The sequence below is a fragment of the Winogradskyella vincentii genome (genome assembly GCF_020166345.1).
Taxonomy (GTDB): Bacteria; Bacteroidota; Bacteroidia; order Flavobacteriales; family Flavobacteriaceae; genus Winogradskyella; species Winogradskyella vincentii.
Genome location: NZ_JAIUJS010000001.1, coordinates 213,009 through 232,279 on the forward strand (window position 1 = coordinate 213,009; position 19,271 = coordinate 232,279).

Sequence of the window (19,271 nt, forward strand, 5' to 3'; positions counted from 1 at the left end):
ATATTTCTTTTTTTGAAAAACAATTAGTGTACTAATATGTGTCAATACAGTGAAATACTGTTAAATACAATGCATTACATCTAATTAATTTTGTTGACATTAAAAAAGTAAGTAGTTTTATAATATCAATTTAAAATTTAAATGATGAAAAAATTAATAGCAGTTTTATTTGTAGGAATGATGAGCCTTGGACTATATGCTCAAGACAAAAAAGTCGCAAAGATTGAGTTTAAAACAGAGATCATTGATTATGGTACTATTGAAAAGGGTGCTGATGGTGTAAGAGTATTTGAATTTACAAATACAGGAAATGCTCCATTGATTATATCTAATGTTAAGTCTACTTGTGGATGTACAGTTCCTAAAAAGCCGAAAGAACCAATTATGCCAGGGGAAACTGGGGAAATTGAAGTAAAATACGACACTAACAGAGTTAACCCTATTAGAAAGACAATTACAGTAATTTCTAATGCAGAAAGACCTACCGTAGCACTTAAGATTAAAGGTTTGGTTGTAGACCCAAGTAAAACGAGTGTCTTAGAAAAGAAAAGTAAAAGTATGATTGAGCAATAAGTCAATCAGCAAATATTAAGTTACATGAGCTCTCAATTTGAGGGCTCATTTATTTTAAAAGCGTCATCTAACCTAAACTTAAATAGCATATTTTTACCATTCCGTTCAATTCGCAACCTAATTGGCTTACCTGTTTTACCATGCAAAATTCTGTTAATTTCAGGTAGTTTAAAATCATAGGCTTGCTTACCATTAATATTTATTAAAACATCACCTACTCTTAATCCGGATTGATAAGCATTAGAAGAAGCCCTTAACTCTACAATTTTATAGGCTGGTTTTAATTTCATGATATAATTAATCGAGAAATTAATCTGCACTGAATTATCGTTTCTATTATCACCAAAATTATCATAGGAGGGCATCCTAATTTCTTCATTAACAAAAACAGAACCGTTGTGTTCTAGGACAATACCACTATTATTATAAGTAAATGCATCTTTGAAATAACTATTCTTCTTCAAGTATAATCTACCATTGCTATAGTCAAAAAACAGATTAAAACGTTTTAAAATATCACCACCCAAACTACCATTTCTTTCTTTAAAAATTTTGGTTTTGTCTATTGATGTTGAATCAGGAAATGCAACATTTGCCTTTGATAGCATAAAATCACTTATTGTAAATTGCTCTACTTTAGATCGCTTTCCATAAACCGAACCACTTAATCCTTGTCCTAAATAGTCATGGAAAATCATGTTTTCCTTAGGAAATAATCCCAATGATTCATCTTCAAAAAGCCATAGTGCGTCACTACTGCCAGTATCTATTAGTAACTTAACATCTTGTTGCTGATTATCTATTGTAACCTTTGTATCAATAAAGGGCTTTCTGCCATGAATTGACATTGGTATTGATTTCCATTTTTTTGAGTTCTTCGGTTTAAATGAGTTGGCTTTATGCAATCTCAAATATTTTGAACTGTAATTAACTTCTACCACGAAATCCTTGAACACATCATATCCAATAATGCCATGAACTAGTACTCCTAATCTTGGAGTAAAATTTATTGCTTCGTCAAAAACAACAAATAAATCCTGATTGACGCTACCAACATTACCAATTTTAAAAGTATTCTGGGTAGATCGTAGAGCCTTAAATTTACCTTCCGCACCTAAGCCATGTAAATAAAATGTCTTTGCATTTTTTAGGTCTAAAGAATCCTTTTCAGATAAATTGAAAAGAATAGGTTTACTAACTCCTGTATCTAATACAAAGGACAATTCTACTCCATTAACTTCAATAGGAACTATTATAAGATTGCTTATAAACTCAAAGTTTATGCGATCACTAACATTGTCATTTAAAATAAAATTACCTTGAGCATTTAAATGAAGTATATTAAATGAAAAGAAGAAAAATGTTATATAAATGTAAAAGCGCCTCAATACAGCTGTGATTTTATTTTAAGTTACGAATCTTTAACTTAAGACATTTTTTAATTGTAATTTTTTAAATAAACTTTAAGAATTTTCAGAACTTTGTAACCTAAACAATCTGTAAATGCCAGAAATTTCGAAAAAAGGCCATAACATGCCTCAATCACCAATTAGAAAATTGGTACCCTATGCAGAAGAAGCAAATAAAAAAGGTAAAATAGTTTATTATCTAAATATTGGTCAGCCCGATATTAAAACACCTACAATAGCACTAGATGCTGTCAAAGTTCATTCTTTAGATATTTTGGCCTACTCTAGATCTGAAGGTTCTGAGGAATACCGAATGAAAATTGCTAAATATTACAAAAAAAATCATATTGATATAACACACAATGACATTATTGTAACTACTGGAGGTAGTGAAGCTTTGCTTTTTGCATTTGGTAGCATTATGGATGAAGATGACGAATTAATAATACCTGAACCATTTTACGCAAATTATAATGGTTTTTCAACAGCCTCTGGTATTAAAGTAGTTCCTGTTATTTCTAAAATTGATAATAATTTCGCATTACCTCCAATCGAGGAATTTGAAAAACTAATAACTCCAAATACCAAAGCAATTTTAATTTGTAATCCAGGTAACCCTACAGGATACCTTTATTCAAAAGAAGAAATTAAAAAATTAGCATCTATAGTTAAAAAACATGATTTATTCTTGATTGCAGACGAGGTATATAGGGAATTTGTCTACGATGGTATTGAACATTATTCCATACTGCAAGAACCTGGTTTAGAAGAACATGCAATAGTTATAGACTCGGTATCTAAGCGATACAGTATGTGTGGTGCAAGAATAGGGTATTTAGTATCAAAGAATAAAGAAGTTATACAAACCGCCTTAAAATTTGCACAAGCGAGGTTAAGCCCTCCCACTTTAGCGCAAATTGCGAGTGAAGCTGCCTTAGATACTCCTCAAAGCTATTTTGACGATGTCATTAATGAGTATGCAAAACGTCGGAATGTATTGATTAGAGAATTAGAAAAAATTGATGGTGTTAAGGTCGCCAAGCCAAATGGGGCGTTTTATTGTATTGCAGAACTTCCCGTGAAAAATAGTGATGATTTTGCAAAGTGGCTACTAGAATCATTCGACTATAATAATAATACTGTAATGGTAGCTCCAGCTGCCGGATTTTACTCTACACCTGGTGTTGGTCAAAATCAAATTCGTATAGCATATGTCTTGAACGAAGAAAGTCTTCGAGCTGCTGTAAAAATTTTAGCAGAAGCACTAAAAGTATACAAGGATTAATGAAAATTGAGCAAAACATTTCATTAAAACCATACAACACTTTTGGTATTGATGTCAACGCCAAATCATATTGTAATATTTCATCAATTGATGAATTAATCCTGTGTTTAGAAAAGTACAAAGAAGAAAAACTATTCATATTAGGTGGAGGAAGCAATATGCTACTTACCAAAGACATTGAGGCTTTAGTGCTCCATATTAACCTCAAAGGAATAAGTATAGTTGAGGAAAATGAAAATTGGGTAACGGTTAAAGCAATGGCAGGTGAAAATTGGCATGAATTTGTGCTATGGACGTTGGAGCAAAACTATGGTGGTGTTGAAAATCTATCATTAATTCCTGGAAATATTGGTACTGCACCTATTCAAAATATTGGTGCCTATGGTGTTGAGCTTAAAGATGCCTTTGTTAGTTGCGAGGCAATTGATATTAAAAATCAAAAGTTAAAGACCTTCACTAACGAAGAATGTAAATTCGATTACCGGGAATCTATCTTTAAGCAACAGTTAAAAGGAAAGTATATAATCACAAGTGTTAACTTAAAACTCTCGAAGAAAAATCATAAACTTCATTTAGATTATGGTGCTATCCATGACCAATTGCATTCATCAGGTATAACAGATCCAACAATACATAACGTATCTGATGCCGTAATAAATATTAGGCAGAGTAAATTACCAGACCCAAAAGAAATAGGTAATAGCGGAAGCTTTTTTAAAAATCCTGTTATCTCAACTGAAGACTTTAATGAACTTAAACTAAATTTTCCAGAAGTTCCCTCATACAAAGTTTCTGACACTGAAGTTAAAATTCCAGCAGGTTGGCTAATTGAAAAAGCTGGTTTTAAAGGAAAACGATTTAATAATTACGGAGTACATCAAAAACAAGCTCTTGTTTTGGTAAATTATGGCGATGCCAAAGGAGGTGATATTCATAAACTAGCATTACTAATCAAAGCTACAGTAAAGCGTATTTTTAAAATTAATATTCATACTGAGGTGAATATTATATAATACAAAAGTCACAACAAAATGTGTGACTTTTGAATCTAGAATAATTTCTTAATATGCTATTAATCAAATTTTTATGAAGGAAAAAATTATTCTAAATATTTTAACTTAATTAGCGTTAAAAGTGTATTTAAGTATATTTACATTAATTATCCTGATTTGGATCTTTCATTTAATAAATTAACATTTTGAGTATTACACCAATAGAGCAAAAAATTATAGAGCTTTTAGAAAAAGAGGACAAACGAGCCATTAATCTTTTGTATGAACACTACTCAAACAGTCTTTATGGTGTTATTTTAAAAATTACCGTTAATGAAGAAATTGCTGAAGACGCACTGCAGGAGACATTTGTTAAAGTTTGGAAAAATGCGAGAAAATATGATTCAAGCAAAGCAAAACTCTTTACCTGGCTATTCAGAATTGCAAGAAATACAGCCATAGATAAACTTAGAAGTTTTAACAACAGGTATCATAAGGAAGTCCAAATTGACACTTCTAACGTATATATTCTACCTTCAAGTAATTTAAACCAAGATGTTTTGGATATAAAAGAGCATGTAGGCAGACTAGAAGAAAAGTACCAGATTGTGCTAAAAGCCTTGTTTTTTGAAGGCATGACTCAACAAGAGGCAAGTGATGAATTAAACATTCCCTTGGGTACGATTAAATCTAGATTAAAAATAGGATTACGTGAATTGAAAAAAGTTTACGACCCTTAAAATTTTTTAAAATGGAAACAGAATTACATAAATTTTTAAAGTCTGACCTTCTTAATAAATATTTAGTAGGAGAAACTTCTCTGAAAGAAACTCAAGAAGTTGAATACTTTATTGCCAAGTACCCTGAAGCATCATTAGCATATGATAAGCTTCAGAAGAATTTAGAAATTATAGCTAAAGCTGGTGCTGTAGATGTTCCTAAGCACGTACTAAAAGACATTTTGAAAACTTTAGATGAAGAAAATCAAACTAAGGTTATACAATTAGTACAGCATAAGAAAACTCAATGGTACAGTATTGCCGCAAGTGCTGCTGCAGTTTTATTTGCTGTTACATCCTTCTTTTTATACCAAAAAAATCAAAATTTACTTGATGAAAATAATGTTGTAATTGATGAAATTTTTGACTTGAGAAGTGATATTGAAAATAACAACAATAAACTTGGTGAACTGTCTGATCTATTAATGAAATTAAATAATCCAGATGCTAAAAAATATGTGCTGACAGGCAATGAAAGAGCTAAAAACCTAAAAACAGTAGCATATATTAATCCGGTTGATAAAACCTCTATGATTGACGTCATTACATTACCTCAGTTGCCTGAAGAACAACACTACCAAATTTGGGCGGAGCTTCAAGACAGAATGGTAAACCTGGGAATCCTAGATGAATCTGATCGTAAATTGAAACCAATTCCTTATATGGAAGATGCACTTGCATTAAGTATTAAAATCGGTACAAAAGGTGAAGAAACCAATGAAAACAATACCGAAGTAGCTGAGATTTCACTTAAGGATAATTAATCTTAATATAAAGAATTAAAAAAGGCGCTTAATAAGCGCCTTTTTGTTTTCTACTCTTTTTCAAAAAGTGTCTTATGGATTATTCCGCCAATAATTGCACCTGCAATAGGTGCCACCCAAAATACCCATACTTGTGCAAGATGTCCTCCATCTGAAAACAAAGCCTGACTTAAAGATCTTGCAGGATTTACAGATGTATTTGAAATTGGAATACTTATTAAATGAATAAGTGTTAATGCCAAACCAATGGCTATTGGAGCAAATCCTTTTGGAGCCCTAGCATTTGTACTCCCTAAAATTACCAATAAGAAAAATGCAGTCAGAACCATTTCTGCTATTATTACAGATGTCAATCCATAACCGTCTGGTGATAACTCGCCGTAACCGTTAGAAGCAAATCCTCCTACGGATTCAAATCCAGATTTACCTGACACAATAAGATACAAGACTGCCGCAGCAGCAATTGCGCCAACAACTTGTGCAATAATGTAACCGATTAAATCCTTAGCTTCAAACTTTCCTCCTGCCCAAAGTCCTAATGAAACGGCAGGATTAAAATGTCCTCCAGAAATATGCCCTACAGCATAAGCCATTGTTAGTACCGTTAAACCAAAGGCGAGAGCCACCCCTACGAAGCCAATTCCTAATTCAGGAAAACCTGCAGCAAAAATAGCACTACCACAACCTCCAAAAACAAGCCAAAAAGTTCCAAAGAACTCTGCGAATAATTTTTTCATAATTGATATAATTAATTAGTTATTAATAATGTGACACATTGATTTTTCTTAAAGTCACAATCTAAATTAATTGAAAAAAAATAAAGTAAAAGCTTATCTTTGTACCTCATTTAAGTCTTGACATGAAACTACTATTACTTACACTTGGTTTATTGGCTTTAGCAGTTGCCGGAATTGCAATTAAGATATGGGCAAAAAAAGATGGTGAATTTGCTGGAACCTGTGCAAGTCAAAATCCAATGCTTAATCAAGATGGTGAAGCCTGTGGGTTCTGCGGTAAAACACCAGATCAATTCAAAGACTGCAAAGAACCTCAACATTCTTAATACTTAATGAGCTTAACTACTATACTATTTGTAGCGTTTATTGCAGTAGTAAGTATTCAAGCTGGCTATTACCTATGCTTTCTTTTTTCCTTTGCTATTAAAAGTTCAGAAAAGAAATTAAAACATAATCTTCCGCTATCAGTAATTATTTGCGCAAAGAACGAAGAAGAGAACCTAAAAGAATCTCTACCTACAATTATAAATCAGAAATACGGGAATTTTGAAATTGTTTTGGTTAATGACAGTTCCTCGGATAACACCTTAGAAGTCATGAAGGAATTTCAATCAAAACATGAAAATATTTCATTGGTGGATGTAAAGGTAAATGAGGCTTTTTGGGGAAACAAAAAATATGCATTAACACTTGGAATCAAAGCAGCAAAAAATGATTTCTTAGTTTTTACAGATGCAGATTGCACTCCAGTTTCTGAAGATTGGCTGGCTAATATAAGTGGACACTTTTCAAATTCAAAATCAATTGTTTTGGGCTATGGAGCTTATTCAAAAAAGTCATACTCTCTACTCAACAAACTTATTCGATTTGAAACTTTAATGACTGCTTTACAATATTTCTCTTATACCAAATTAGGGATACCTTATATGGGTGTTGGAAGAAATATGGCTTATAGAAAAGAATTGTTTTTTAATAATTCTGGTTTTAAGGAACATATGCATATTAAGTCTGGCGATGACGATTTATTTATTAATGAAGTGGCTACAAGCCAAAATACGGCTATTTGCTATACTAAGGATAGTTTTACAATTTCTCAGCCTAAAGCAAGTTTTCTGGATTGGTTTAATCAAAAACGTAGGCACATTAGCACTGCCAAATTGTACAAACCTAAACATAAGTTCTTGTTAGGTCTATTTTATTTCAGTCAAATAATGTTTTGGATAATAGCACTTCTGTGCTTTATTTTTATAAACAACTGGCTGATACTTGTTTTATTCTTATCCAGAATTTTGATTCTAATAGTGTGTACTGGCTTAACGTCTTCTAAACTAAATGAAAGGGACTTAATAGTCTTCACTCCTCTTTTAGATTTATTTTTAGTTATCTCCCAATTATTTATCTTTATTGCTAATCTCATATCTAAACCCAAGCATTGGAATTAACAGAAGCAATTAATAGAGCAAAGCAAAATGATCAGATTGCATTTAATTTCTTGTTAGATAGCTTTTGGAATGATGTTTATGCTTTTCAATTAAAGCGTACTAAAAATGAGAATGATGCAGAAGATATTACCATTCAAACCTTTTCAAAGGCTTTTGATAAAATTGATACTTACAAGGATAAATACAAGTTTAAAACTTGGTTAATTACCATTTCTAAAAATATCCATATTGATTTAGTAAGATCACAGAAAAAATCAATTAGAAATACATCTAAAGATAACGAAGACCACTACTTCGACATTATCGATGACTCTCCTTCACCTGAGGATAAAATTATTACCGAACAGAATTTAGCTAATCTTCTGAGAGATATAAAAAAATTAAAACCCCACTACCAAGAGGTTATTAACTTAAGGTATTTTCAAGAATTGAGTTACAAAGAAATTTCAGAAGAGTTAAATGAACCTATGAATAATGTTAAGGTAAAACTTCTTAGAGCCAAAAAACTACTGGCTGAAATAATTACCAAAAGCTAATGTTTAAGGCATTTAAAAAGTTAGGACCAGGACTACTATTTGCAGGTGCGGCGATTGGTGTATCACACTTGGTTCAATCCACAAGAGCTGGAGCTGATTTCGGGTTAGGTCTATTATGGGCATTACTACTAGTAAATTTATTTAAATACCCATTCTTTCAGTTTGGCCCAAGATATGCCGCAGCAACTGGTGAGAATCTATTACAAGGGTATTATAAATTGAATAAAGGGATATTGATTGTCTACTTTATTTTAAACTTGGCCACAATGTTTACAATTCAAACGGCTGTTACAATCGTAACTGCCGGACTGGCAAATTCTCTTTTTGGTGATATTAGTATATTAAATAGTCAGTCTCTTGGTATATCTAGTATTCAGATCTGGACTATGATAATTTTAAGCATTTGCCTACTATTTCTATTCATTGGTAAGTATAGTGCATTAGATAAACTCATAAAATTCATAATTATAATCTTAACCATAAGCACATTGGTTGCGGTTGGTTTTGCCATTATAGAAAACACCAATGAAATTTCTTTAAGACAAGTATTGCCACAAAACTCTTTGGAAATTGCATTCTTAATCGCCTTTATGGGTTGGATGCCTGCTCCATTAGATATTTCGGTCTGGCATTCCATCTGGGCAGTAGAAAAAAAGAAAGACGAGAAGAAATTCTCTCCAAAAACAGCATTATTAGATTTTAATATTGGTTATATAGGTACTATTATTCTTGGTATTGCATTTTTATCTCTTGGATACCTTGTAATGTATAATACGGGAGAAACTTTTAGCGATAAAGCCTCGGTATTTTCAAATCAACTCATTGATCTTTACACAAGTACTTTGGGTAAATGGGCTTTTGTAATTATAGGAGTTGCAGCATTGACCACAATGTTTAGTACAACAATTACAACTTTAGATGCGTCACCGAGAGCAATGACAAACAGTATGGAGTTATTACTTAAGAAATCTTTTCCTAGAGGATATTTCTTTTGGATATTAGTTCTCACGATTGGCACTTTGGTTATTTTCTTTGCCTTTATTTCAGAAATGGGATTATTGATTAAAATAGCAACGATCCTTTCCTTTATTACAGCTCCATTTTATGCCATTATAAACTTAAGACTTATTACCAGTAAACACACTCCAAAAGAATGGCAACCAAACTTAAAACTAAGGATTTTATCATGGTTTGGAGTCGTATTTTTAATAGGATTCAGCATCTGGTACCTAACAACTATTTAAGATTATTTTAATTTATTACTTCGTATCTTTGCTTCCTGAAATTGAAATTACATGGAAACGAAAGTTGCTTCAAATATATTACCAGAGCGTAAACCAAAATGGCTTCGTGTAAAATTACCAACAGGTAAAAAATATACCGAATTAAGAGGACTTGTTGACAAATACAAATTAAATACAATTTGTACTTCTGGTAGTTGTCCAAATATGGGTGAGTGTTGGGGAGAAGGAACAGCAACATTTATGATCTTAGGGAATATTTGTACACGTTCTTGTGGGTTTTGTGGTGTAAAAACGGGTAGACCTGAGACCGTAGATTGGGATGAACCTGAAAAAGTTGCTCGTTCTATCAAGATCATGCAAATAAAGCATGCCGTATTAACAAGTGTAGATAGAGATGATTTAAAGGATATGGGAAGCATTATGTGGGCAGAAACAGTTAAAGCTGTAAGAAGAATGAATCCAGAAACTACACTTGAGACTCTTATTCCAGACTTTCAAGGTATAGAACGTCATATAGACAGAATCATTGATGTTGCACCAGAAGTGGTCTCACATAATATTGAAACTGTAAGACGCCTTACTCGCGAAGTAAGGATACAAGCAAAATACGAACGTAGCATGGGTGTTTTAAAATATTTAAAACAGCAAGGCCAGCGACGAACTAAATCTGGGATTATGCTAGGTCTAGGTGAAGCGCGAGAAGAAGTTATCGAAACTTTACATGATTTAAGAGAAAATGATGTTGATGTCGTAACCATTGGGCAATATCTACAACCAAGTAAAAAGCACCTACCTGTTAAACGATTCATTAATCCAGACGAGTTTAAAGAATACGAAGAAATTGGACTTGGTCTTGGGTTTAGACATGTGGAAAGCAGTGCTTTAGTTAGGTCTTCATACAAAGCACAGAAACATATTAATTAATGATTGCTATTGCCATAAATGGTTTTGGTAGAATAGGAAGACGTGTTTTTAGGTTAGCGCTTCAAAATCCCAAAATAAAAATTGTTGCAATTAATGATTTGGCAGATGCCAAAACATTAAGTCATTTGTTAAAGTATGATAGCATTCATGGTGTTCTTAATGAGACTATATCATACAATGAGGATCACATCATAATTAATAATCAGCAAATACCTTTATATAACCACTCTCATCCACGAGATATAGATTGGTCTAAAGTAAAACCTGATTTTGTAATTGAATCTACTGGTAAATTTAAGTCAGAAGAAGTATTACAGCAACATATTAATAATGGTGCAAAAAGAGTAATATTATCCGTACCTCCACAACAAGACAATATAAAAACAATTGTTTTAGGTATAAATGATGATAGTATAGATGCAAATGATACTATTATTTCAAATGCTTCATGTACAACAAACAATGCTGCTCCTATGATTTCTATCATAAAAGAGCATCTTGGTATTAAACAAGCATATATAACCACGGTACACTCCTATACTACGGACCAAAGCCTTCATGATCAACCTCATCGGGATCTGAGACGTGCAAGAGCTGCAAGTCAGTCAATTGTACCAACAACGACTGGTGCAGCAAAAGCGTTAACAAAAATTTTTCCTGATTTATCAGATGTTATTGGTGGTTGCGGTATCAGAGTTCCTGTCGCAAATGGTTCACTTACTGACATTACAATTAATGTAAAAAAGCAAACTACAATAGAAGAAGTAAACAACCTCTTCAAAAATGCCGCAACAGGAAAACTTAAAGGTATTTTACAATATACTGAAGATCCAATTGTATCAATTGACATTGTCGGAAATCCCCATTCATGCATATTTGATTCTCAAATGACCTCTGTTATCGGAAACATGGTGAAAATAGTGGGTTGGTATGACAATGAAACAGGTTACAGTTCAAGAATATTAGAATTAATTTGCAATTTATCGGAGAAAACATCACTTTTGTCGAATAAATAATTATATTTGTTCAATTAAGAGAGCTGAAATGTCCCGAATCAAATATTATATATTTGTTTTTTTAGCAAGTTTTTGTAGCCTAGTTTTCGCACAACAAGATGAAGTCGAAGACGTGGACATGCTTGCTCTACGCCAACAAAACTACGAAGATCAAGCCAAGCTAGAGAGTGATCGTGGTGACTACTTTAATGCTATTGATAATCTTAACAAAGCACTAGATGTTGCAATAAAAATTGATGATAAATCTAGTCAAGGCATTATATACACAAAAATTGCCAAAGCTCAGTTCCTTGTAAATGAGCACAATCAAGCAAAAGTATCACTAACAAACGCACTTAATATTCAAAGAGAGATAGATGATTATGGTAATCGAGCAGTAAGTTATAATATTAAAGGAGTTTTCTTAAGTGCTCAAGAAGATTATGAAAATGCCCTAGATTATTTTAAATCCGCAAAAAATTTATTTGAGCAGGAAGATTTAGAAGAATACGTTTCGGAAGTTACGTTAAATGAAGCTAAAGCACATATTGCCCTAGAACAATACGAGGAGGCTAAATCTCTACTTGAACGAACAATTATAATAGCCAAAAAATACGATCAACAAAGATTACTAAGCAGTGCGTTGATACAATCAGGTAAGGTATCATGTGCAATAGGAAGTCATGATTTAGCATACACTCAAGTAAATGAAGGGCTCGAAATCGCACAAACAAACAACCTTACAGACAATGTTAATACAGCCTACAGTACTTTGAGTGAAATTTATAATAATGATGGCGATTATAAAAAATCATTATTATATCTAAAACAGCACATAAAACTATCTGATTCTTTATTGCATATACAAAGAGAGAATTTAAGTGCAGGACTATCTGGCCAATATATTAATGCATATAAAAATGCTGAAAACGCGCAATTAAAGGCTCAAATTGAAGAGGTAAGCGCTGAAAGTAATTTTACAAGAATTACAACAATTCTAAGTATTGCATTAATTACAATATTATCCTTGCTGACCCTGTCTCTGTATAAAAACAATAACATAAGGCTCAAAACTAATAACATGCTTCATAAGAAGAATGATGAGCTTATCGTTGCAAAAGAAAAGGCAGAGCTAGCATCTAAAACAAAGGCTAACTTTTTATCAACTGTAACCCATGAATTACGTACTCCTTTATATGCAGTTACAGGTTTAACAAGTATGTTGTTAGATGAAAACCCAAAAGAACATCAGATACCTCATTTAAAATCACTCAAATTTTCAGGTGATTATTTGTTAACATTTATTAATGACATACTTCAAATTAATAAGATTGAAGCTAATAAGGTTGAACTGGATCCAGAAAGATTTAACCTTAAAACAAAAATTGAAAATGTAATGTCAGCTCTCAGTAATTCGGCTAAAGATAACGGCACCAAATTACATTTTAAATATGAAGATGGTCTCCCAGAAACCTACTTTGGAGACCAACTTAAGATTTCCCAAATCTTAATTAACCTACTTGGTAATGCTATTAAATTCACAAAAGATGGTGACATCTGGGTCAGAGCGCATAAAGTAGATCAAAAAGACAAGATCTGCAATTTACGCTTCGAAATTGAAGACAATGGTATTGGTATTACAAAAGAAAAACAAGACCAAATGTTTGAGAGTTTTTCTCAAGGTTCTGTACAAATAAACAGAAAGTATGGCGGAACTGGTCTTGGTTTATCAATTGTAAAAGGACTTATTCAAATTCTAAAAGGAAAGATTTACCTAAAGAGTGAGCTTGGAAAAGGCACAACATTCTTTTTTGAAATTCCATTAGAAGTTGCTGAAAAGTCTAAAATCAAAAAAGTTGAAGACGACAAAAAACCAAGTAAAATGGAAGGTTTAGATTTAAGCGGAGTAAAAATTCTTGTTGTAGAAGACAACAAAATCAATCAAATGATTACAAAAAAGATCCTAAATAAAATGGGATTACATTGTGATGTTGTTGACAATGGCGAAGCCGCTGTGGAACAAGTTCGTAAGGTTGAATACAAAGTTGTTTTAATGGACATTCATATGCCTGGAATTAGCGGATTAGAAGCAACAAAAATCATTAGAACCTTTGATAAAGAATTAACCATTTTTGCCCTAACTGCCGTAACACTTGAAGATAAGATGCACGAGTTTGGTGAAGCTGGTTTTAACGATATTATCTCTAAACCGTTCAAGCAAGAAGACTTCGAGAACAAACTTTACGATGTACTTACAGGTAAAGAAGTTGTTTCAAGTTTCTTCTAAATAACAAATGATGTTATTTGCTTTTTGAAGTTATCTGCATCATCAATTTTTGTCTGAATTGGCAAATAAAATAGGTTTTCATTTAGGCTATCATTATCAGACAATCTCATATAATCTTTTTCAGTAGTTAATATAAGTTCCTTTTGACTTAACATTTCAATTTCAGAAGTTCTAAAATTGTGATGATCAGGATACTCAATATGATCAAATATCAAACCTTGTTTAGCAAGATATTCAACTAATGGTTTAGCATTTGCAATACCAGTTACCAATGTAAATTTTGATAGATCTTTTAATTTTAAGGTAGTTTTTAACCCAATAACATCCGTAGCATAATCTATATAACTAAAAAAAATACTTTGGTTAGATTTTAGCTTTAAACGCTCTCTATATTGCTCTTTCTCTGTTTCTGTTATTCCTATTGTGCATTTTGTTACCACAACAATATCAGCTCTATTTTTACCAGATCTTGGTTCCCTAAGGTTACCTGTTGGTAAAACATAATCTTTAAAATATGGATTACTATATGAGGTCAACAATATATTTAATCCTGCACGCACTTTTCTGTGCTGATAGGCATCGTCAAGTAAAATAACATCAGGAGGAGAAGACAATTGCAATAATTTAGAAATACCATTCTGTCTATCACTGTCCACAGCTACTTTTATGCCATCAAACTTTTTAAAAAACTGAAATGGTTCATCACCAATTGAGGAGGCTGAAGCATTTTCATCACCCAAAACAAATCCTTCGGTACTGCGCTTATAACCTCTACTTAAAGTTGCAACGGATTTCTTTTTATGCAATAAAGAAATTAATAATTCAATCATAGGCGTTTTTCCAGTACCACCAGTACTTAAATTCCCAACACATATAATAGGTACGTTATAAGATTTTGACTTTAATATTCCATTATCATAACACCAGTTTCTCAACCACGTTACGATATAGTATATTGGCATTAATGGAAATAATATAATTCGGATGAATTTCATTGCTACTAAAATATGCTATTTTTGATACAAATTACTAATTATGATAGTACAAGACGTTATTAATCACCTACACGATTTGGCACCATTGAGTTATGCTGAAGATTTTGATAATGTAGGTTTATTAGTTGGTGATAAAAACCAAAAAGTTAATGGAATCCTCGTCACTTTAGATACTCTAGAAGCTGTGGTAGATGAGGCCATTGAAAACAACTGCGACCTTATTGTTAGTTTTCACCCAATCATATTTAAAGGTTTAAAAAAAATTACTGGAAAATCCTATGTAGAGCGTGTTGTAATAAAAGCTATCAAGAATAATATTTCAATTTTTTCAATCCATACAGCATTAGACAATGCCATTGAAGGTGTTAATTCCATTATATGTGATCAATTAGGATTAGAAAACAAAAGGATTCTTATACCTCAAACGGGTACTATTAAAAAATTACAGACCTATGTACCAAAGGAAAAAGCATTAGAATTGAGAGAAGCATTGTTCAATGCTGGTGCTGGAAGCTTAGGCAATTACGAGTCTTGTAGTTTCAATGTAGAAGGAAAGGGCACATATTTAGGTAATGACGATTCTAATCCGGCAATTGGTAAAAAAGGAGAGCTTCATTCTGAAGATGAAACCTCAATTTCTGTTGTCTTCAAAAAACATCTAGAAAAACAAGTCTTAAAAGCTCTCCTAACTACGCACCCTTATGAAGAGGTAGCTTATGAAATATTCACGCTCAATAACACTGACGCAAATACTGGTATGGGTATGGTTGGTGTGTTAAGTAAGCCAATGGAAGCGACTAAATGTTTAGAATTTGTGAAAAACACATTCAAATCTGCATGTATAAGACATTCAAAATTATCATCAAAACAGATTAAAAAAATTGCTGTTTTAGGAGGTTCTGGTAGTTTTGCAATTGATGCTGCAAAAGCCTCTGGTGCAGATTTGTTTATAACTGCAGATTTAAAATATCACGATTTCTTTACTGCAGAGGATGATATCATAATAGCCGACATCGGACATTATGAAAGCGAACAGTTCACAAAATCGTTTTTAGTAGACTATCTCTCGAAAAAAATTACTAGTTTTGCAATCATTTTATCAAAGACAAATACAAATCCGGTTAAGTATTTATAATTATGGCAAAAAAAGCTGAAGTTTCTGTCGAAGAAAGATTAAGAGCATTATACGATTTACAATTAATTGACTCTAGAGTAGACGAAATAAGAAATGTCAGAGGTGAACTTCCTTTAGAAGTTAGAGATTTAGAAGATGAGGTTGAAGGGCTTACAAAGCGGTTAGAAAAATTAAATGACAGTTTAGCTGTTATTGATGACGAGATTAAAGGAAAAAAGAACCTAATAGAAGAGGCCAAGGCTTTAATTAAAAAGTACAGTGAGCAACAAAAAAATGTTAGAAATAACAGAGAATACAACTCACTTACTAAAGAAATTGAATATCAAGAGCTAGAAATTCAATTGGCTGAAAAACACATCAAAGAATTTAAGGTTCAAATAGAACAGAAGAAAGAAGTTATTTCTGAAACAAAGGACCGTTTAAAAGATCGTAATTCTCATCTTAAGCACAAAAAAGGAGAATTAAATGAGATTTTAAAAGAAACTGAAAAGGAAGAAGAGGCATTATTGGCTAAATCAGCGGATTTTCAAAAGAAGATCGATGAGCGTTTGGTTAATGCTTACTTAAGAATAAGAAATAATGTAAAAAACGGATTAGCAGTTGTACCTATTGAACGTGGTGCTTCAGGCGGTTCTTTCTTTACTATTCCTCCACAGGTACAAGTTGAAATTGCTTCAAGAAAAAAAGTAATCACTGATGAGCATAGTGGCCGTATCTTGGTTGATGCTCAATTAGCTGAAGAGGAAAAAGCAAAAATGAATAAGTTATTCGCGAAATTGAGCAAATAATTTAACTATTTATAAGTCTAGAAAAGCCTTTGCAATAATGCAAAGGCTTTTTTTATTTAATATAATTTTAAAACAATTGGTTTTAAGGAATATTAATTTTGTTCGTCTATTAGAAAAAGAAATAACAAAAATGAAAAAATTAGTAATCGTATTTAGCATTTTATTTTGTTTTAGCTGTCATAACCAAGCTCAAACTAATCCTAAGCAACAAGCCGTAATTAATGCAGATCCTATTGAAGTACCTCTAGAAAATGGTTTAGCCAAAGCCTACTTTGCCAGTGGTTGTTTTTGGTGTGTAGAAGCAATCTATGAAAGCGTGAAAGGTGTTGACGAAGTTATTAGTGGTTATGCAGGTGGTTTTACTGATAATCCAACCTATGAATTGAGTAATACAGGAAGAACAGGGCATGCAGAGGCGGTAGAAGTTATTTACAATCCTAATGTTGTAAGTTTTTCAACCTTGGTTGATGTATATTTTGGATCTCAAGACCCAACTCAGTTTAATGGTCAAGGACCAGATAGAGGATCACAATATAGATCTATCATTTTCTACCAGAATGAAGCTCAAAAGAAAACCATCTTAGATAAAAAAATGGCGTTAGCTAAAACACTTGATGCAAAAATCGCTGCAGAGGTTTATCCTTTTCAGAAATTTTGGATTGCAGAAGGCTATCATCAAGATTTCGAAAAGAGGAATCCAAATCAAAGATATGTACGAGCAGTATCGATACCAAGATTAAATAGATTTAAGGCAAAATTCCAAGAACTATTAAAAGAAAGTGCAAAGCATTAATTGAAAGCCTGATCAAAAATCAGGCTTTATTTTTTTGTAGCCTTTATCTCAAAAAGCATTGGGAATAGTTGATCTTTCATTTTATAGAGACCATTACTTTGTTTCACTAAATACGGAAAAACATCATAAGGACTTTCATCATATTCATTGAGGTAGTCAATTTTTAAACCAGCTTCTATAAGAGCATTTACTACTTCGCTTAAGCCATGATTCCATCCATATTCTTTGCTAACCATTTTTGAAGATTGATCTGCATAGGTCCCTTCATATTCCTCATAAATCACCTTATCTTGATTATAATGATATTTCATTTCTGTTTTACCATCAACATAATCAAACATCCAAAGTATGGGATGAAATTCAATAATGTAGAAAAAACCACCTGGTTCTAACCGTTCATAAATCATCTTTGCCCAGGGCTTTAAATCGGGCAACCAACCGATGACTCCATAACTTGTATAAACGATATCGAATGTATCCTTAATATAATTTGAGGTGTCAAGGACATTACAACATATAAATTCAGCATGCAAACCCAATTCTTGATTTAATTTTTGTGCTAGCTTAATCCCTTCATCGCTTAAATCAACACCTACACATCGTGCTCCCATCCTACTCCAACTAAGGGTATCTTGGCCAAAGTGACATTGTAAATGCAATAAAGATTTTCCTTTTACATTTCCAAGAGCATCCAATTCAAATGGCATTAAAGATGTTTTACCTGCCTTGAAAGCTTCCATATCATACATTTCGCTTTGAGCGTGTATGGCAACCTTCTTATTCCATGTGTCCTTATTAACTTCAAAAAAATTAGTATGCTCTTCCATCCTTGTGTAATTTTGCATCTAAATTATAATAAGTTTTAAAATGAAATATATCTCTGTAATCTTAATTTGTTTAATAGCATTCACTTCTTGTAATTCCGAAGTAAAAAAATCTACAGTAGAAGAAATAAATGAATTAACCATTGCGCAAAAAATTGCAAATGCACATGGTTTTGAAAATTGGAATAAAGTCACTGAAGTTAGATTCACTTTTAGAGTAGATAGAGATACCATAAAAGGGAACGGTCGCTCTTGGATATGGAACCCTAAAATCAATGACGTAAATATGGTAATGGGTAGCGCAGTTGTAAGTTATAATAGGCATAAAGTAGATAGCACACATATGGGCGCAGATAGAGCATTTACAAACGATAAATATTGGTTTTTAGTACCTTTTCAATTAGTTTGGGATAAAACAGCTTCTATTTCAGAACCAGTGAAAAAAGAATCACCTTTAGGTAAAGAAAAACTTTCAAAGATAACAATTACCTATCCTGCTGAAGGTGGCTACACACCTGGTGATGCGTATGATATTTTTTATGATGATAATTATTTAATCAAAGAATGGTCATATAGACCAAAGAATTCTGACAAACCGTATATGTCTACAACATTTGAGAATTATCAAGACTTTAATGGAATTAAAGTTGCCATAAACCACAAAAAAGATGATGGTAAATGGAATTTAAACTTTACTGACGTAAGCATAACATTAGAGTAACACTGAATTAAATTTTTGGCATTACTTTTGCAATCTATAATGTAAGTT

The 19,271-nt window shown here is 32.3% G+C and carries 20 protein-coding genes; 16 read left to right on the forward strand and 4 right to left on the reverse strand.

Features of this window, described 5'->3' with window-relative positions; all coding sequences use genetic code 11:
* Nucleotides 1-144 precede the first annotated feature (144 nt).
* Nucleotides 145-573: a DUF1573 domain-containing protein gene (locus LBV24_RS01025; protein ID WP_224476749.1), complete on the forward strand. Its 429-nt coding sequence runs from the start codon at nucleotides 145-147 to the stop codon at nucleotides 571-573.
* A gap of 32 nt (nucleotides 574-605) precedes the next feature.
* Here the strand turns inward: LBV24_RS01025 and LBV24_RS01030 are convergent, their stop codons facing one another.
* Nucleotides 606-1,961: a pepsin/retropepsin-like aspartic protease family protein gene (locus tag LBV24_RS01030; protein ID WP_224476750.1), complete on the reverse strand. Its 1,356-nt coding sequence runs from the start codon at nucleotides 1,959-1,961 to the stop codon at nucleotides 606-608.
* A 115-nt stretch (nucleotides 1,962-2,076) separates the two neighbouring features.
* On the opposite strand from LBV24_RS01030, the gene LBV24_RS01035 reads away from it, so the two are divergent.
* From LBV24_RS01035 to LBV24_RS01050, 4 genes are all read left to right on the forward strand, one after another.
* Nucleotides 2,077-3,267 (forward strand): pyridoxal phosphate-dependent aminotransferase, encoded by a 1,191-nt coding sequence (locus tag LBV24_RS01035; protein WP_224476751.1) that lies wholly within the window; start codon nucleotides 2,077-2,079, stop codon nucleotides 3,265-3,267.
* Nucleotides 3,267-4,280: a UDP-N-acetylmuramate dehydrogenase gene (gene murB / locus LBV24_RS01040; protein ID WP_224476752.1), complete on the forward strand. Its 1,014-nt coding sequence runs from the start codon at nucleotides 3,267-3,269 to the stop codon at nucleotides 4,278-4,280. The genes LBV24_RS01035 and murB overlap by 1 nt, the downstream gene beginning before the upstream one ends.
* A 185-nt stretch (nucleotides 4,281-4,465) precedes the next feature.
* Nucleotides 4,466-4,999 carry an RNA polymerase sigma factor gene (locus LBV24_RS01045; protein ID WP_224476753.1) on the forward strand — a complete coding sequence of 178 codons (534 nt, stop codon included), beginning with the start codon at nucleotides 4,466-4,468 and terminating at the stop codon, nucleotides 4,997-4,999.
* A gap of 11 nt (nucleotides 5,000-5,010) precedes the next feature.
* Complete coding sequence (locus LBV24_RS01050; protein WP_224476754.1) at nucleotides 5,011-5,802, forward strand: anti-sigma factor; 792 nt, start codon at nucleotides 5,011-5,013, stop codon at nucleotides 5,800-5,802.
* A gap of 50 nt (nucleotides 5,803-5,852) precedes the next feature.
* On the opposite strand, the gene aqpZ is transcribed toward LBV24_RS01050, so the two are convergent.
* Nucleotides 5,853-6,539 carry an aquaporin Z gene (aqpZ, locus tag LBV24_RS01055; protein ID WP_224476755.1) on the reverse strand — a complete coding sequence of 229 codons (687 nt, stop codon included), beginning with the start codon at nucleotides 6,537-6,539 and terminating at the stop codon, nucleotides 5,853-5,855.
* A gap of 122 nt (nucleotides 6,540-6,661) precedes the next feature.
* On the opposite strand from aqpZ, the gene LBV24_RS01060 reads away from it, so the two are divergent.
* From LBV24_RS01060 to LBV24_RS01090, 7 genes are read left to right on the forward strand one after another with little or no spacing between them, the layout of a single operon-like run.
* Nucleotides 6,662-6,865, forward strand: coding sequence for a membrane or secreted protein (locus LBV24_RS01060; RefSeq protein ID WP_114300638.1), 204 nt, complete (start codon nucleotides 6,662-6,664; stop codon nucleotides 6,863-6,865).
* Nucleotides 6,866-6,871: 6 nt separating this feature from the next.
* Nucleotides 6,872-7,981, forward strand: coding sequence for a glycosyltransferase (locus LBV24_RS01065; protein WP_224476756.1), 1,110 nt, complete (start codon nucleotides 6,872-6,874; stop codon nucleotides 7,979-7,981).
* Nucleotides 7,972-8,517, forward strand: coding sequence for an RNA polymerase sigma factor (locus tag LBV24_RS01070; RefSeq protein WP_224476757.1), 546 nt, complete (start codon nucleotides 7,972-7,974; stop codon nucleotides 8,515-8,517). The genes LBV24_RS01065 and LBV24_RS01070 overlap by 10 nt, the downstream gene beginning before the upstream one ends.
* On the forward strand, nucleotides 8,517-9,761 hold the full coding sequence (locus tag LBV24_RS01075) for an NRAMP family divalent metal transporter (protein WP_224476758.1): 1,245 nt from the start codon (nucleotides 8,517-8,519) through the stop codon (nucleotides 9,759-9,761). Before LBV24_RS01070 ends, LBV24_RS01075 begins: the two co-directional genes overlap by 1 nt.
* Nucleotides 9,762-9,812: 51 nt before the next feature.
* Nucleotides 9,813-10,685 carry a lipoyl synthase gene (gene lipA / locus LBV24_RS01080; protein ID WP_224476759.1) on the forward strand — a complete coding sequence of 291 codons (873 nt, stop codon included), beginning with the start codon at nucleotides 9,813-9,815 and terminating at the stop codon, nucleotides 10,683-10,685.
* Nucleotides 10,685-11,701: a type I glyceraldehyde-3-phosphate dehydrogenase gene (gene gap, locus LBV24_RS01085; RefSeq protein WP_224476760.1), complete on the forward strand. Its 1,017-nt coding sequence runs from the start codon at nucleotides 10,685-10,687 to the stop codon at nucleotides 11,699-11,701. The genes lipA and gap overlap by 1 nt, the downstream gene beginning before the upstream one ends.
* A gap of 28 nt (nucleotides 11,702-11,729) precedes the next feature.
* Nucleotides 11,730-13,967: an ATP-binding protein gene (locus tag LBV24_RS01090; protein ID WP_224476761.1), complete on the forward strand. Its 2,238-nt coding sequence runs from the start codon at nucleotides 11,730-11,732 to the stop codon at nucleotides 13,965-13,967.
* On the opposite strand, the gene lpxK is transcribed toward LBV24_RS01090, so the two are convergent.
* A complete protein-coding gene (lpxK, locus tag LBV24_RS01095) occupies nucleotides 13,964-14,962 on the reverse strand; it encodes a tetraacyldisaccharide 4'-kinase (RefSeq protein ID WP_224476762.1) in 999 nt (332 codons plus the stop codon). The two genes, LBV24_RS01090 and lpxK, sit on opposite strands and share 4 nt — an antisense overlap.
* A gap of 40 nt (nucleotides 14,963-15,002) precedes the next feature.
* Here lpxK and LBV24_RS01100 point away from each other — a divergent pair, with 40 nt between their 5' ends.
* From LBV24_RS01100 to msrA, 3 genes are all read left to right on the forward strand, one after another.
* Nucleotides 15,003-16,097, forward strand: coding sequence for a Nif3-like dinuclear metal center hexameric protein (locus tag LBV24_RS01100; RefSeq protein WP_224476763.1), 1,095 nt, complete (start codon nucleotides 15,003-15,005; stop codon nucleotides 16,095-16,097).
* Between the two features lie 2 nt (nucleotides 16,098-16,099).
* Nucleotides 16,100-16,885 (forward strand): zinc ribbon domain-containing protein, encoded by a 786-nt coding sequence (locus tag LBV24_RS01105; RefSeq protein WP_224476764.1) that lies wholly within the window; start codon nucleotides 16,100-16,102, stop codon nucleotides 16,883-16,885.
* A 130-nt stretch (nucleotides 16,886-17,015) separates the two neighbouring features.
* A complete protein-coding gene (msrA, locus tag LBV24_RS01110; RefSeq protein ID WP_224476765.1) occupies nucleotides 17,016-17,678 on the forward strand; it encodes a peptide-methionine (S)-S-oxide reductase MsrA in 663 nt (220 codons plus the stop codon).
* A 26-nt stretch (nucleotides 17,679-17,704) separates the two neighbouring features.
* Here the strand turns inward: msrA and LBV24_RS01115 are convergent, their stop codons facing one another.
* Nucleotides 17,705-18,523, reverse strand: coding sequence for a class I SAM-dependent methyltransferase (locus LBV24_RS01115; protein WP_394371106.1), 819 nt, complete (start codon nucleotides 18,521-18,523; stop codon nucleotides 17,705-17,707).
* A 22-nt stretch (nucleotides 18,524-18,545) separates the two neighbouring features.
* Between LBV24_RS01115 and LBV24_RS01120 the strand changes: the two genes are divergently transcribed.
* Complete coding sequence (locus LBV24_RS01120; RefSeq protein ID WP_224476766.1) at nucleotides 18,546-19,223, forward strand: hypothetical protein; 678 nt, start codon at nucleotides 18,546-18,548, stop codon at nucleotides 19,221-19,223.
* Nucleotides 19,224-19,271 lie beyond the last annotated feature (48 nt).

Bases quoted from the DNA above. Each gene is read 5' to 3' on its own strand.
- LBV24_RS01025 (WP_224476749.1), top strand. From the start codon at position 145: ATGAAAAAATTAATAGCAGTTTTATTTGTAGGAATGATGAGCCTTGGA.
- LBV24_RS01035 (WP_224476751.1), top strand. From the start codon at position 2,077: ATGCCAGAAATTTCGAAAAAAGGCCATAACATGCCTCAATCACCAATT.
- murB (WP_224476752.1), top strand. From the start codon at position 3,267: ATGAAAATTGAGCAAAACATTTCATTAAAACCATACAACACTTTTGGT.
- LBV24_RS01050 (WP_224476754.1), top strand. From the start codon at position 5,011: ATGGAAACAGAATTACATAAATTTTTAAAGTCTGACCTTCTTAATAAA.
- aqpZ (WP_224476755.1), bottom strand. From the start codon at position 6,539: ATGAAAAAATTATTCGCAGAGTTCTTTGGAACTTTTTGGCTTGTTTTT.
- LBV24_RS01060 (WP_114300638.1), top strand. From the start codon at position 6,662: ATGAAACTACTATTACTTACACTTGGTTTATTGGCTTTAGCAGTTGCC.
- LBV24_RS01065 (WP_224476756.1), top strand. From the start codon at position 6,872: ATGAGCTTAACTACTATACTATTTGTAGCGTTTATTGCAGTAGTAAGT.
- LBV24_RS01075 (WP_224476758.1), top strand. From the start codon at position 8,517: ATGTTTAAGGCATTTAAAAAGTTAGGACCAGGACTACTATTTGCAGGT.
- lipA (WP_224476759.1), top strand. From the start codon at position 9,813: ATGGAAACGAAAGTTGCTTCAAATATATTACCAGAGCGTAAACCAAAA.
- gap (WP_224476760.1), top strand. From the start codon at position 10,685: ATGATTGCTATTGCCATAAATGGTTTTGGTAGAATAGGAAGACGTGTT.
- LBV24_RS01090 (WP_224476761.1), top strand. From the start codon at position 11,730: ATGTCCCGAATCAAATATTATATATTTGTTTTTTTAGCAAGTTTTTGT.
- lpxK (WP_224476762.1), bottom strand. From the start codon at position 14,962: ATGAAATTCATCCGAATTATATTATTTCCATTAATGCCAATATACTAT.
- LBV24_RS01100 (WP_224476763.1), top strand. From the start codon at position 15,003: ATGATAGTACAAGACGTTATTAATCACCTACACGATTTGGCACCATTG.
- LBV24_RS01105 (WP_224476764.1), top strand. From the start codon at position 16,100: ATGGCAAAAAAAGCTGAAGTTTCTGTCGAAGAAAGATTAAGAGCATTA.
- msrA (WP_224476765.1), top strand. From the start codon at position 17,016: ATGAAAAAATTAGTAATCGTATTTAGCATTTTATTTTGTTTTAGCTGT.
- LBV24_RS01115 (WP_394371106.1), bottom strand. From the start codon at position 18,523: ATGCAAAATTACACAAGGATGGAAGAGCATACTAATTTTTTTGAAGTT.
- LBV24_RS01120 (WP_224476766.1), top strand. From the start codon at position 18,546: ATGAAATATATCTCTGTAATCTTAATTTGTTTAATAGCATTCACTTCT.